A 13,867-nucleotide genomic window follows, 5' to 3' on the forward strand; every position below is an offset into this window, starting at 1 on the left:
TTCCCCTCTTCCAGCCCTGCTTATGCAGGGCTTTATTTTTTGCTACACTGCCGTCCGTGTTGATTACGCAGTGAAACGTTATGTTGATCTTTGAAGGTAAAGAAATCAGTACTGATAGCGAAGGCTATCTGAAAGAGACGACGCAGTGGAGTGAAACGCTGGCAGTCGCAATCGCCGCCAATGAAGGCATTGAGCTCTCTGCGGAACACTGGGAAGTCGTGCGCTTCGTGCGCGAATTTTACCTGGAGTTTAATACCTCTCCCGCCATCCGAATGCTGGTAAAAGCGATGGCGAATAAGTTCGGCGAAGAAAAAGGCAACAGCCGCTATCTGTATCGTCTGTTCCCGAAAGGCCCGGCAAAGCAAGCGACCAAAATCGCCGGTCTGCCCAAGCCGGTAAAATGTATTTAATACCGAATACTAAAGCCTGTTAGCGTCTCGCGAGGGCTGTGCGGTTCAGTGAGGATTTTGTCCACACGAGCAGAGCGCGGCCCGCCCTCTTTCAGCCACTTGATGAGTTTTTCCACCTGCGCCGCGTCGCCACAGGCCACCACTTCTACGCTTCCGTCATCCATATTCTTCGCATAGCCGGTTAACCCCAGCCGCTGCGCCTCATGCTGCGTGGTATAGCGAAACCCGACTCCCTGAACGCGACCATAAACCCAGGCGATAATGCAGACGTTCGACATGATGGTTCTCCTTTCATAATCAGTGGTGGAAGCTCATACAGGACATACTTAACGTACCTGGCTGGGCAGACACCCATAATGTTGGCGGAATCTGGCCGTAAATCGCGACCCCGACAGGTAGCCGCACCGTAGCGCTATTTCGCCGATCGGCAGCGTCGTCGATTGCAGTTGAGAAAGCGCGCAGGACATGCGCACCTCTTCAACAATTTGTCGATAACTCTGCGATTCGCGCTGCAAACGCCGACGCAGCGTCGATGTTCCCATAGCAAGACGGCGGGCTATCTCCTGGGCTGTCCATAGCTTAGCAGGCGAGAGCATAATCAGTTGCCGCACCTGCTCCGTGAGGGTGTAACGCCGTTCAATAAGCAGCGGTCCTGCCGCGCCATCATGCAAAAGCGCTAACAGTAACCCCATCGCCTGATGTTCCTGTAGCCCAACGGGTAAACCCTGGCGCACAGCATCCAACACGTTCTCCCACATAAATGTCAGGCTACGGCTCATCGGCGTACACAGCGATGTCAGGTTTGCCGGTGGATAATCCTGAACGTACATCGTTTTAAAGCGAGCAATAATCTCCGGTGAAAGTAACAACAGGTCGGAGCGAAAACCGTTCTGCGCAGGCTGATTAATAATCTCCAGCGGCGTGTTCGCCGGAATAATAATCAACTCGCCCGGCCCGGCGACAAGGCGGCTATCATCCTGAATGATGACTTTACTGCCCTGCGTAATATGGCAGATAGCGGCGGAAAAAAGCGTAACACGATGCAAACGGTGCAGATGACTGGAACGCACCTCTGCCGTCGTAAGATCCTGATGTCGAATATGCATCTCCTGCACCGTGCCGTCCTCTATTTTATCTTCCGTATGTAGCCGTGAATTGTGCTTTCGCAATCACATGCGCGTTAAGCATAAACCCTACCAACGCGCCACTCGACTCACTGTCGAGCGGCAGTGTTGCCGTATTCAGCGCCCACACAGTAAACTGATAGCGATGAGGCTTATCGCCCGGCGGCGGACAGGCGCCGCCAAAGCCAGCATAACCGAAATCATTCCGTCCCTGCACCACTCCAGCGGGTAACGTTTTTTTATCAGCCCCCGTCGGCAGGTCGTGAATCTGCGCAGGAATATTCACCATCGTCCAGTGCCACCAGCCGCTTCCGGTGGGCGCATCAGGATCGAAGACGGTAATAGCGTAGCTTTTGGTTCCGGCAGGCGGATTGCGCCAGCTCAGCTGCGGCGAAATATTTTCTCCGCTACAACCAAATCCTTTAAAGACATGCTGTTGCGTTAAACGAAAATCCGCCGGAATATCCGCGCTACTGAGGCTAAACGCCGACGCGGCAGATACGCCGCCACTCAATGCCATCATTGCGGCTGCGGTCAAAGAGAAGACTGTTTTCATTGTATTTCCTTCTTCATATAAAGAAATAACACTATAAAAAGCGTCCGCTGAAGAAACTGTGCCTTTACGATTCTATTTTGTGCAGAAACGCTCACCGCCATACGCTGGTGATTGCCTCTCTCATCTGTGCTACCCTACGCGCCATTTCGTTTTCACGGTCCCTGGCTGGAGCTATTATCCGGCTCGCGTCACTGTTTGTGAGAGGTTACTCCGCATGACTGAATCTACATTTCCGCAATATCCCCGTTTAGTCCTCAGCAAAGGGCGAGAAAAATCTTTACTCCGCCGCCACCCATGGGTCTTTTCCGGCGCCGTCTCCCGCCTGGAAGGCAAAGCCAACCTCGGTGAAACTATCGATATCGTCGACCATCAGGGAAAGTGGTTAGCACGCGGCGCCTGGTCGCCAGCATCCCAGATCCGCGCGCGCGTCTGGACATTTGATAAAGCAGAATCCATTGATATTGCGTTTTTCACCCGCCGCCTGCGCCAGGCGCAGCAGTGGCGCGACTGGCTGGCGAAAAAAGACGGCCTGGATAGCTATCGTCTGATCGCCGGTGAGTCCGATGGCCTGCCTGGCGTCACTATCGATCGTTTTGGTCATTTTTTGGTGCTGCAACTGCTCAGCGCCGGGGCCGAATATCAACGTGCCGCATTAATTAGCGCTCTGCAAACATGCTATCCTGATTGCGCTATTTACGATCGCAGCGACGTCGCCGTGCGGAAAAAAGAAGGGATGGCGCTGACGCAAGGTCCGGTCACTGGCGAACTGCCGCCTGCGCTTCTGCCAATTGAAGAACACGGTATGAAATTACTGGTCGATATCCAGGGCGGCCACAAAACCGGTTATTATCTTGATCAGCGCGACAGTCGTCTGGCGACGCGCCGCTACGTGGAAAATCAGCGGGTACTGAACTGCTTCTCTTATACCGGCGGTTTTGCCGTGTCGGCGTTAATGGGCGGTTGTCGCCAGGTTGTCAGCGTGGATACCTCACAGGATGCGCTGGATATCGCCAGGCAAAACGTTGAACTGAACCAACTGGACTTGAGCAAAGCCGAATTCGTGCGCGATGACGTGTTTAAGTTGCTGCGCGCTTACCGTGAACACGGCGAAAAATTCGACGTCATCATCATGGACCCGCCCAAATTCGTCGAAAATAAAAGCCAGTTAATGGGTGCCTGCCGGGGCTATAAAGACATTAACATGTTAGCGATTCAACTGCTCAATCCGGGCGGCATACTGCTGACATTCTCTTGCTCCGGACTGATGACCAGCGATTTATTTCAGAAAATCATTGCCGATGCCGCAATAGATGCCGGTCGTGATGTACAATTTATAGAGCAGTTCCGTCAGGCCGCCGATCACCCGGTGATCGCCACCTACCCGGAAGGGCTGTATCTGAAAGGGTTTGCCTGTCGCGTCATGTAACTTGAAAAGTGGAATAGTATCCTCATATAAAGGGTATCTATTTCCCGGGAGGTGACTATGATAGCCAGCAAATTCGGTATCGGCCAACAGGTCCGCCATTCCCTGTTAGGTTACCTCGGAGTGGTCGTCGATATCGACCCGGAATATTCGCTTGATGAACCGTCGCCTGATGAACTGGCGGTTAACGACGAACTTCGCGCCGCTCCGTGGTACCACGTGGTAATGGAAGATGATGATGGTCAGCCAGTGCATACTTATCTGGCCGAGGCCCAGTTGCGAAGCGAAATGCGGGACGAGCATCCAGAACAGCCATCGATGGATGAACTGGCGCGTACCATTCGCAAGCAGCTTCAGGCGCCGCGACTACGTAACTGATTGTATGTAAAAGGCCGGAGAGCGATATCCGGCCATTTAAACTTTTATTTCGCCAGCCCCAGGCGAGGGATCTCAATCGCCGGGCAGCGATCCATCACCACGGTCATGCCTGCATCCCGCGCCAGTACCGCCGCCTGCTCGTTGATCACGCCAAGCTGTAGCCACAGCGTTTTTGCGCCGATGGCGATAGCTTCCTGCGCGACGCCCCATGCAGCTTCAGAGTTGCGAAAAACATCCACCATATCGACTTTTTCGGGAATGTCCGCCAGCGTGGCATACCCCTGTTGCCCCAGCAATGTCTTACCCGCGACTTTTGGCGCAACCGGAATCACATGGTAGCCCTGTTCAAGCAGGTATTTCATTACCCGATAACTTGGACGATCGGGTTTATCGCTCGCACCTACCAGCGCGATAGTGCGAGTGGACGTCAAAACATCAGCAATATCGGTCTCTTTCATCATCTTTCTCCTGGCTGTTTTGCAAAGTGTACGACAAACCTGACATAGCAACCATTCATCCCATACCGATGTATGAGAGCAAAACGCCAAAATATGTCTATATGTTAGTAAACATGATCTAAGAAAAATTTCGATACATTATTAGCCAGACGGCCTTTGGACAGGAGAACCTTATGAAAACCGGCGCGCTAGCCACCTTCCTTGCTCTCTGTTTGCCGGTGACTGTTTTTGCCACAACGCTCCGTTTGTCTAATGAGGTTGATCTGCTGGTGCTGGACGGCAAAAAGGTATCCAGCTCTTTATTACGCGGCGCAGAGAGCATCGAACTGGAAAACGGGCCACATCAACTCGTTTTCCGGGTGGAAAAAACCATCCGCCTGTCCGGTAATGAAGAGCGGCTTTATATTTCTCCGCCGCTGGTGATAAGTTTCGATACCCAACTGATAAGTCAGGTCAATTTCCAGCTCCCGCGGCTGGAAAACGAGCGCGAAGCCTCGCATTTTAACGCGGCGCCGCGTTTGGCGCTTTTGGACGGCGACGCCATGCCCATTCCGGTAAAACTCGATATTCTGGCCATTACTTCTACGGCTAAAGTGGTCGATTATGAAATAGAGACCGAGCGTTATAATAAATCGGCGAAACGCGCCTCGCTTCCTCAGTTCGCCACGATGATGGCAGACGACAGCACATTACTTTCCGACGTCTCAGAGCTTGATACCGTACCGCCGCAATCACAAACTCTGACAGAACAGCGGCTGAAATATTGGTTCCGACTGGCCGACCCGCAGACACGCCATCATTTTCTGCAATGGGCGGAAAAACAGCCGCCCTCTTGATATGAGTTGTCCCAGCGCGCAATTTTTTTGTCTTTCTCTTGCAGCATCAAGCGCTTCCAGTAATCTGTAGACAGGTTAACTACGGAATCGAATTATGGAACTGACGACTCGCACCTTGCCGACGCGCAAACATATCGCGTTGGTTGCTCACGACCACTGCAAACAGATGTTAATGAACTGGGTGGAACGCCATCAGCCGTTGCTGGAAAAACACGTTCTTTATGCAACCGGCACCACGGGGAATCTGATCCAGCGCGCAACCGGTATGGACGTTAATGCGATGCTGAGCGGCCCGATGGGCGGCGACCAGCAGGTTGGCGCGCTCATTTCAGAAGGGAAAATCGACGTGTTGATTTTCTTCTGGGACCCGCTTAACGCGGTACCGCACGACCCCGATGTCAAAGCGCTACTGCGTCTGGCCACCGTATGGAATATCCCTGTCGCCACTAACGTCTCAACGGCGGACTTTATCATCCAGTCCCCGCATTTTAATGACGCTGTAGATATTCTTATTCCGGATTATGCGCGTTATCTGGCCGAGCGCCTGAAATAACCGCTACGCGGGCGGGATGCTGTACCGCCCGCGCTTTAGGGCTTCCTCGCCACCGGCACATCCAGCTGTTTAAGCGCCTCCACAAAGCGCGAGGGATTATCTTTATTGAAAAGCAGCCAGACCCGCGCACGCGCGCGCGTCAACGCCACATATAACAAACGCCGCTCTTCAGCGTCCGGAAAATCCTCAACCTGAGGAAGAAGCGCACTTTCCATAATGGATTCTCGCGCCGGGGCGGGGAAACCGTCGTTACCCTCCTGCAATCCGACAAGAATCACGTAATCGGCCTGTTGGCCTTTGCTGGCATGGATAGTCATGAAGTCTATCTGTAACTTCGGCCAGCGAGTCGCCGCTTTTTGTAGACTCGCGGGTTTCAGATGATGATAGCGCGCCAGCACCAGGATACGTTCATCTTCCTTCGCATAGCCGGATAATTTATCCAGTAACGCGTCCAACTGGCTTTCATCCAATAACGTCACCGCTTTTTTATCGCCTGGGGTCAGACTATTTAACGGTTTTTTAAGCTGGTGCGGATTCTGCTGTACAAAGCGATTGGCAATATCGCCAATCCGACTGTTAAAGCGGTACGTGGTGTCCAGGTGGCAATGCTCGCCCTCGCCGAACGTCTGATGAAACGCCGTCGTTAAGGAGAGCTGCGCCCCGCTAAAACGGTAAATCGCCTGCCAGTCATCGCCAACGGCAAACAGCGTAGTCTGGCTATTCTGCTTGCGCAGCGCCTCTAACAGCGCCGCCCGTTGCGGGGAAATATCCTGAAATTCATCGACCAGAATATGCTTCCACGGGCTGATAAAACGCCCTTTTTCGAGGATCACCATTGCCTGATGGATCAGCCCGGAGAAATCAACGGCATTTTCCGCTTTCAACGCGCTTTTCCAGGCCTTTAGCAGCGGCGCCATCAGCTTAATGCGTTTGCCAAACAGCTCGCGGCACTCCTCTGGCGCGCCAGCGATCATTTCTGCCTGCGCGCCGCCGTGCATACGCATCAAACTGACCCAACGATCCAGGCGAGGGGCCAGACGCCGCTGTAATGTCTCATCGTCCCAGAAATTACCTTCCGGCACTACCCACTGCATCTCCTCTTCCAGCCACTGACGCCAGCCTTTGGCCTGCGCTTTTTTCTCGCTACACTGCTGACGCCAGGTGCGCAGAAATAGCTGATGCCGCGCGGTGGCGTCACTTTCCAGCTTACTGACAACCGGCGCTTTTTTACTGCCTTGCTGAATAATATACAGCGCCAGCGAATGGAACGTACGGGCAGTAATCTCTTCCGTATGTAAGCGCTCGCGGATACGCTCATCCATCTCCTCTGCCGCCTTGCGACCAAACGCCAGTAAAAGAATTTGCCCCGCATCTGCTTGTCCGCGCGCCAACAGCCAACCCGCGCGCGCCACCAGCACCGAGGTCTTACCGCTTCCCGCGCCCGCCAGTACCAGTAACGATGATTCGCCGTTAACCACCGCCCTGGCCTGGGAAGGATTAAGCGGAGAAGATTCTATCTGCGTAAAAAAGTCGGCATGCGCTTCCAGCATGGCATCAGCATACGCCTGATTATGCTGCTGCCGACTTCCCTCGCTATCCTGTAACCAGGCCAGACACTTACGCCATATCTCGCGACAGTGAGCAAACTCCTCCAGACGTGAGACCGGCAGCGGCAAGGCGGCAAACGTCTGGCGAATTTCGTGTTCCAGCCCCCGAACGCGTTCACGGGTAAGCCATTGGTTTTCGCCCGTTCGCTCACTAATACGCGCCCATTGCTCCTGCAATGCCTGCGCGGCGACATCACTCATCTCCTGGCTCCAGCGACGCCAGTGCGCGTCCAGATAGCGATGGAATTGCTGGGTTTCCGACCACTCGGTACCGTGCAAACGCACGACTTTATCCTCCGGCAGGACAAACTCCAGCTCGCCCCATACCAGCCCACGCTTACAGTGAATCGCCAATAACTGATTGAATGGAATAAGATATTCATGCCTGTCGCCAGACACTTTCACCCCAGCGTTGAGGATCACGGCACGATCATACGGGTGTTGCGCCAGACGTTTTCCAAGAGAAGTTGCTTTCAGTTCCATGACTCAGCGAATCCAGACGTAAAGATGTGCTTATCAGTGTAACCGCCAGAGAAAACGTGCTCCAGTCTAAAAAAACGTTACAATTGCCCGCAGTGATAGAAAACCGGAATGAACTGAGGGTTTATGCGTACCGTTCTGAATATTTTAAACTTTGTACTGGGCGGCTTTGCCACTACGCTGGCCTGGCTGCTGGCGACGCTGGTCAGTATTGTGCTTATTTTTACCCTGCCGTTGACCCGCTCCTGCTGGGAGATAACCAAACTGTCCCTGTTCCCTTACGGTAATGAAGCCATTCACGTTGACGAACTTAATCCGGCGGCGAAAAGCGTATTAATGAATACTGGCGGTACCTTGCTGAATATTTTCTGGTTACTTTTTTTCGGCTGGTGGCTATGCCTGATGCACATTGCCTCCGGTATCGCGCAGTGTGTCACTATCATCGGGATACCTGTCGGTATTGCGAACTTTAAAATTGCCGCGATTGCGCTTTGGCCTGTCGGTCGCCGCGTCGTCTCTGTAGAAACCGCTCGCGCCGCGCGAGAAGCTAACGCGCGCCGCCGTTTTGAATGATCGGGACAAATAGCCTTTATGTTAAGTCCGTTGATTCGCCGTTATACCTGGAACAGTACCTGGCTGTATTACATCCGCATTTTTATCGCTCTGTGCGGCACCACCGCCCTGCCCTGGTGGCTGGGCGACGTCAAACTGACCATCCCGCTCACGCTCGGTATGGTTGCCGCGGCGCTAACCGATCTCGACGACCGCCTTGCCGGACGCTTGCGTAATTTAATCATTACCTTAATTTGCTTTTTTATCGCGTCGGCTTCTGTGGAGCTGCTCTTTCCCTGGCCGTGGCTATTTGCGTTGGGCTTAACGTTATCCACCAGCGGGTTTATTCTGTTGGGAGGACTGGGGCAACGCTATGCCACCATCGCGTTCGGCGCGTTACTCATTGCCATCTATACGATGCTGGGCGCTTCTTTATACGATCACTGGTATCAGCAACCACTGCTCCTGCTGGCAGGCGCAGTATGGTATAACCTACTGACGCTAACCGGGCATCTGCTATTTCCGATCCGTCCGTTGCAGGATAATCTGGCACGCAGTTACGAACAGTTAGCGCACTATCTGGAACTGAAATCACGTCTGTTTGATCCTGATATTGAAGATGAAAGCCAGGCGCCGCTCTATGATTTAGCGTTAGCGAATGGGCAGTTAATGGCGACGCTAAACCAAACGAAAGTGTCGTTATTGAGTCGCCTGCGCGGCGATCGCGGTCAACGCGGTACGCGCCGCACTCTCCATTACTATTTTGTGGCGCAGGATATTCATGAACGCGCCAGTTCTTCGCATATTCAATACCAGACGCTGCGCGATTATTTTCGCCATAGCGACGTCATGTTCCGCTTCCAACGTCTGATGTCGATGCAGGCGCAGGCCTGTACGCAGCTGGCGCGCTGTATCTTACTGCGTACGCCGTACCAGCATGATCCGCGTTTTGAACGCGTCTTTACCCACATTGACGCCGCGCTTGAACGTATGCGCGCCAGCGGCGCTTCTTTAGAGCTGTTAAATACGCTTGGGTTCTTATTAACCAACCTACGCGCTATTGATGCGCAACTGGCGACGATCGAGTCGGAGCAGGCCCAGGCAATGCCGCGCAATGAGTCAGAAAACCAGTTGGCTGATGATAGCCTGCACGGGTTTAGCGACATCTGGCTGCGTCTGAGCCGTAATTTTACCCCGGAGTCCGCTCTCTTTCGCCATGCGGTACGCATGTCGCTGGTATTGTGCATCGGTTATGCTCTCATCCAAATTACCGGGATGCGCCACGGGTACTGGATATTGCTCACCAGCCTGTTTGTTTGCCAGCCTAACTATAACGCGACCCGCCATCGCCTTGCGCTCAGGATTATCGGCACGTTGGTAGGCGTTGCTATCGGCCTGCCGATTTTATGGTTTGTTCCTTCGCTTGAAGGACAGTTAGTTCTGCTGGTGATTACCGGCGTGCTTTTCTTCGCATTCCGTAATGTGCAGTATGCCCATGCAACGATGTTCATCACCCTGCTGGTATTACTCTGCTTTAACCTCCTGGGCGAAGGCTTTGAGGTAGCGTTACCGCGCGTCGTCGACACGTTAATTGGCTGCGCTATCGCCTGGGCTGCGGTCAGCTTTATTTGGCCGGACTGGCGCTTTCGCAACCTTCCCCGGGTACTCCAGCGCGCCACCGATGCTAATTGCCGCTACCTTGATGCGATCCTTGAGCAATATCACCAGGGACGGGATAACCGCCTGGCCTATCGCATTGCCAGACGCGACGCGCACAACCGCGATGCAGAACTGGCATCCGTGGTTTCTAATATGTCGAGCGAACCCGACGTCACGGCTGAAACCCGGGAGGCGGCGTTCAGGCTGCTTTGCCTCAATCACACTTTTACCAGCTATATCTCCGCCCTCGGCGCGCACCGCGAAAAGCTCAGTAATCCGGACGTGTTGGGGCTTCTGGATGACGCGGTCTGCTACGTTGATGATGCGCTTCATCATCAACCTGAAGACGAACAGCGCGTACACCAGGCGCTGGAGGGTTTAAAGCAGCGAGTTCAGTCGCTGGAAACACGTCCGGACAGCAAAGAACCTCTGGTTGTTCAACAAATTGGTTTGCTCATTGCCTTACTGCCCGAGATTGGACGCTTGCAACGGCAAATTTCACCGCCGACTTCTACACTAATTACCCAGCCGTAAGCGAATGAGCCCAGTCGGCAAGCTCCTGGCGACGACTCGCCGGGAGCGCCGCTTCATGTACGCCGACAATTGCGCCTTCCAGGGCATACAAAACTTTCACCGTCAGCAAGGGATTGCTTTGTCGCAACCTTAGCCAGCACATTTTCGCGCCCAGTATGCGTAACATATTTTCGTCCTTTATCCCTGACTCATTGAGCAATGTTTCCAGATGGAAGGTCATATTGGGGAGATCTTTGAGTCTGTGCTGTAAAATACGGCTGTGTTTTTCCTTCATTGCCGCGTCAAGAGAATACTTCGATAAACGCACCAGCTGCTGCTGATCGCGCCACAGGCTTTCATCCACCCGGTAATAGTTGAGCATAACGGGACGTCCACATTTCATAAACATGAGCCAGGCGGGAGGATGCTTCACACAGTAGGGTACGCTTTCTTCACAGGCGCGGAGATAAAGCTCGCCATTAGCCACCATCGCAAAGACGGTATCCTCCACGGTCAGACTATAGCTACCGAATAAAGATCGATACTGGATCGTCCCCAAAGAGGCCAAATATTCTTGCGATTTATAGATCCTGTCATAAGAGAGTGCTCTCATAAAATTCCTTTTAAATCATAAAGTAAAAGAATGATTTGCAGTAACGGATCCGTTAATGACGAAAATAGGCAACTTATACTCCGCGAGCAAGATGATTTTTATTTTTGACGCCACTAAGAATAAAAATTGCGAGACAGTTTCCGAAAATAGAGTTGATCTTTCATCGCCACAGGGGTACTGTATGAATATACAGTAACTCACAGGGCTGGATTGATTATGTACACTTCAGGTTATGCAAATCGTTCTTCGTCATTTCCTACCACTACCCACAACGCTGCGCGCACCGCTACGGAAAATGCCGCGGCAGGACTGGTCAGTGAAGTTGTCTACCACGAAGACCAGCCCATGATGGCGCAACTCCTGCTTTTGCCTTTACTCCGTCAGTTAGGCCAACAATCACGCTGGCAGCTCTGGCTCACGCCGCAGCAAAAGCTCAGCCGTGAATGGGTACAGTCTTCAGGTTTGCCATTAACGAAAGTGATGCAAATTAGCCAGCTTGCGCCTCGTCATACGCTGGAGTCGATGATCCGCGCTTTGCGTACAGGAAATTACAGCGTGGTAATTGGTTGGATGACTGAAGAACTGACAGAAGAAGAACATGCCAGCCTGGTTGAAGCAGCGAAGGTAGGTAATGCGGTAGGGTTTATCATGCGCCCTGTACGTGCGCACGCTTTACCCAGGAGACAGCATTCCGGGCTAAAAATTCACTCTAATTTGTATCATTAAGTAAAATTAGGATTTATCCTGGACTTTTTTTTACGCGAACGTATCTCCTTTGAGTGCTAACGTTTTTTTTGCGAGAACGCTTGTCAGAAGCGGTTTCCGCAATTTTTGCTGTACGATTTATCATCTGAAACTGTTAAATGATGTGTATATCCGTCATGTTTTTTTCACATGTCTGACGGAGTTCACACTTGTAAGTTTCCAACTACGTTGTAGACTTTACATCGCCAGGGGTGCTCAGCATAAGCCGTAGATATCGGTAGAGTAACTATTGAGCAGATCCCCCGGTGAAGGATTTAACCGTGTTATCTCGTTGGAGATATTCATGGCGTATTTTGGATGATAACGAGGCGCAAAAAATGAAAAAGACAGCTATCGCGATTGCAGTGGCACTGGCTGGTTTCGCTACCGTAGCGCAGGCCGCTCCGAAAGATAACACCTGGTACGCTGGTGCTAAACTGGGCTGGTCTCAGTACCATGACACCGGCTTCATTAACAATGATGGCCCGACTCATGAAAACCAACTGGGCGCAGGTGCTTTTGGTGGTTACCAGGTTAACCCGTACGTTGGCTTTGAAATGGGCTACGACTGGTTAGGCCGTATGCCGTACAAAGGCGACAACATCAATGGCGCTTATAAAGCTCAGGGCGTTCAGTTGACCGCTAAACTGGGTTATCCAATCACTGACGATCTGGACGTTTATACCCGTCTGGGTGGTATGGTATGGCGTGCAGACACCAAGTCTAACGTCCCTGGCGGCCCGTCTACTAAAGACCACGACACCGGCGTTTCCCCGGTATTCGCGGGCGGTATCGAGTATGCTATCACCCCTGAAATCGCAACCCGTCTGGAATACCAGTGGACTAACAACATCGGTGATGCCAACACCATCGGCACCCGTCCGGACAACGGCCTGCTGAGCGTAGGTGTTTCCTACCGTTTCGGCCAGCAAGAAGCTGCTCCGGTAGTAGCTCCGGCACCGGCACCGGCTCCGGAAGTACAGACCAAGCACTTCACTCTGAAGTCTGACGTACTGTTCAACTTCAACAAATCTACCCTGAAGCCGGAAGGCCAGCAGGCTCTGGATCAGCTGTACAGCCAGCTGAGCAACCTGGATCCGAAAGACGGTTCCGTTGTCGTTCTGGGCTTCACTGACCGTATCGGTTCTGACGCTTACAACCAGGGTCTGTCCGAGAAACGTGCTCAGTCTGTTGTTGATTACCTGATCTCCAAAGGTATTCCGTCTGACAAAATCTCCGCACGTGGTATGGGCGAATCTAACCCGGTTACCGGCAACACCTGTGACAACGTGAAACCTCGCGCTGCCCTGATCGATTGCCTGGCTCCGGATCGTCGCGTAGAGATCGAAGTTAAAGGCGTTAAAGACGTGGTAACTCAGCCGCAGGCTTAAGTTTCCGTCTGATAAAAAACCCCGCGTCGCGGGGTTTTTTTGCTCTGGTCTGGATGACAACGCCTTTCAGCGTTACTTCTTGCCTAATAACGCCTGTAAATCCTGCTTTAACGTGGTCATTTGCGTGGCATATTTCTCTTTATGCTCCGCGTCTTCTATCAGTTGCACTATCGTTTCGGATAATGTTTTACCGCGTCGCTGCGCAAGGCCCGCCAGACGCTGCCAGACCATAAACTCTAAATCGATAGATTTTTTGCGCGTATGCTGATGTTCCGCATTGAAGTGTCGTTTGCGTCTTGCCCGAATGGTTTGTTTCATCCGATTAAGCAAGGCAGGATTCATATGCCTGTCTATCCAGACGTTTACCCGCACCGGTTCATTTTCGAGGGCCAACAACAAATTGACGGCTTCCTGGGCAGCACTGGCTTCCACGTAGCGGGTGATCAACTCCCCTTCGCGGTGCTTTTTCACCAGATATTTCCATTTCCAACCGCTTTCAAGATTTTCAAGTTGTTGATATTTCATTGCGATCCCAACGTTACCGTGTAACTGTTATCAGAATATCAGTTT

General features: G+C 52.5%; 16 protein-coding genes. 9 read left to right on the forward strand and 7 right to left on the reverse strand.

The genetic code is table 11. The features are described 5' to 3' along the window. Positions 1-80: 80 nt before the first annotated feature. A complete protein-coding gene (gene tusE / locus QEN32_RS13625; protein WP_000904449.1) occupies positions 81-410 on the forward strand; it encodes a sulfurtransferase TusE in 330 nt (109 codons plus the stop codon). Here the strand turns inward: tusE and yccX are convergent. Genes yccX through QEN32_RS13640 form a run of 3 tightly spaced genes read right to left on the reverse strand, consistent with a single transcriptional unit; the run spans position 407 to position 2,090 of the window. Next, positions 407-688, reverse strand: coding sequence for an acylphosphatase (gene yccX, locus QEN32_RS13630; protein WP_000072884.1), 282 nt, complete (start codon positions 686-688; stop codon positions 407-409). The genes tusE and yccX overlap by 4 nt on opposite strands. 48 nt (positions 689-736) lie before the next feature. Continuing rightward, positions 737-1,516 carry a helix-turn-helix domain-containing protein gene (locus QEN32_RS13635; RefSeq protein WP_000548082.1) on the reverse strand — a complete coding sequence of 260 codons (780 nt, stop codon included), beginning with the start codon at positions 1,514-1,516 and terminating at the stop codon, positions 737-739. A 25-nt stretch (positions 1,517-1,541) separates the two neighbouring features. Then, positions 1,542-2,090 carry a YbhB/YbcL family Raf kinase inhibitor-like protein gene (locus QEN32_RS13640; RefSeq protein ID WP_000859417.1) on the reverse strand — a complete coding sequence of 183 codons (549 nt, stop codon included), beginning with the start codon at positions 2,088-2,090 and terminating at the stop codon, positions 1,542-1,544. Between the two features lie 214 nt (positions 2,091-2,304). Between QEN32_RS13640 and rlmI the strand changes: the two genes are divergently transcribed. Then, entirely contained in the window at positions 2,305-3,516 is a 1,212-nt protein-coding gene (rlmI, locus tag QEN32_RS13645; RefSeq protein WP_000140480.1) for a 23S rRNA (cytosine(1962)-C(5))-methyltransferase RlmI, read from the forward strand. A gap of 57 nt (positions 3,517-3,573) precedes the next feature. Continuing rightward, positions 3,574-3,891: a heat shock protein HspQ gene (gene hspQ / locus QEN32_RS13650; protein ID WP_000561983.1), complete on the forward strand. Its 318-nt coding sequence runs from the start codon at positions 3,574-3,576 to the stop codon at positions 3,889-3,891. Between the two features lie 44 nt (positions 3,892-3,935). On the opposite strand, the gene QEN32_RS13655 is transcribed toward hspQ, so the two are convergent. Then, complete coding sequence (locus QEN32_RS13655) at positions 3,936-4,349, reverse strand: CoA-binding protein (protein WP_001537782.1); 414 nt, start codon at positions 4,347-4,349, stop codon at positions 3,936-3,938. A 173-nt stretch (positions 4,350-4,522) separates the two neighbouring features. On the opposite strand from QEN32_RS13655, the gene QEN32_RS13660 reads away from it, so the two are divergent. Both QEN32_RS13660 and mgsA read left to right on the forward strand, forming a co-directional pair. Then, entirely contained in the window at positions 4,523-5,185 is a 663-nt protein-coding gene (locus QEN32_RS13660; protein ID WP_023201783.1) for a DUF2057 family protein, read from the forward strand. Between the two features lie 94 nt (positions 5,186-5,279). Further along, positions 5,280-5,738: a methylglyoxal synthase gene (gene mgsA, locus QEN32_RS13665; RefSeq protein ID WP_000424187.1), complete on the forward strand. Its 459-nt coding sequence runs from the start codon at positions 5,280-5,282 to the stop codon at positions 5,736-5,738. A gap of 35 nt (positions 5,739-5,773) precedes the next feature. Here the strand turns inward: mgsA and helD are convergent, their stop codons facing one another. Further along, positions 5,774-7,828: a DNA helicase IV gene (gene helD, locus QEN32_RS13670; RefSeq protein ID WP_000420517.1), complete on the reverse strand. Its 2,055-nt coding sequence runs from the start codon at positions 7,826-7,828 to the stop codon at positions 5,774-5,776. A gap of 123 nt (positions 7,829-7,951) precedes the next feature. On the opposite strand from helD, the gene QEN32_RS13675 reads away from it, so the two are divergent. After that, complete coding sequence (locus tag QEN32_RS13675; RefSeq protein WP_001261222.1) at positions 7,952-8,398, forward strand: YccF domain-containing protein; 447 nt, start codon at positions 7,952-7,954, stop codon at positions 8,396-8,398. An 18-nt stretch (positions 8,399-8,416) separates the two neighbouring features. Continuing rightward, positions 8,417-10,570 carry a YccS family putative transporter gene (gene yccS, locus QEN32_RS13680; RefSeq protein WP_000950861.1) on the forward strand — a complete coding sequence of 718 codons (2,154 nt, stop codon included), beginning with the start codon at positions 8,417-8,419 and terminating at the stop codon, positions 10,568-10,570. Here yccS and QEN32_RS13685 read toward each other — a convergent pair. Then, a complete protein-coding gene (locus QEN32_RS13685) occupies positions 10,557-11,162 on the reverse strand; it encodes a TfoX/Sxy family DNA transformation protein (RefSeq protein ID WP_001202375.1) in 606 nt (201 codons plus the stop codon). The two genes, yccS and QEN32_RS13685, sit on opposite strands and share 14 nt — an antisense overlap. A 216-nt stretch (positions 11,163-11,378) precedes the next feature. On the opposite strand from QEN32_RS13685, the gene sulA reads away from it, so the two are divergent. Beyond that, positions 11,379-11,888, forward strand: coding sequence for an SOS-induced cell division inhibitor SulA (sulA, locus tag QEN32_RS13690; protein ID WP_000288732.1), 510 nt, complete (start codon positions 11,379-11,381; stop codon positions 11,886-11,888). A gap of 356 nt (positions 11,889-12,244) precedes the next feature. Continuing rightward, positions 12,245-13,297 carry a porin OmpA gene (gene ompA / locus QEN32_RS13695; protein WP_001670727.1) on the forward strand — a complete coding sequence of 351 codons (1,053 nt, stop codon included), beginning with the start codon at positions 12,245-12,247 and terminating at the stop codon, positions 13,295-13,297. Between the two features lie 72 nt (positions 13,298-13,369). On the opposite strand, the gene matP is transcribed toward ompA, so the two are convergent. Next, the gene (gene matP / locus QEN32_RS13700) at positions 13,370-13,822 is read right to left on the reverse strand and encodes a macrodomain Ter protein MatP (protein WP_000877172.1); all 453 of its coding nucleotides are present in this window, start codon (positions 13,820-13,822) and stop codon (positions 13,370-13,372) included. Between the last annotated feature and the right edge of the window lie 45 nt (positions 13,823-13,867).

Source organism: Salmonella sp. SA14318 (assembly GCF_029866905.1).
GTDB lineage: Bacteria > Pseudomonadota > Gammaproteobacteria > Enterobacterales > Enterobacteriaceae > Salmonella > Salmonella enterica.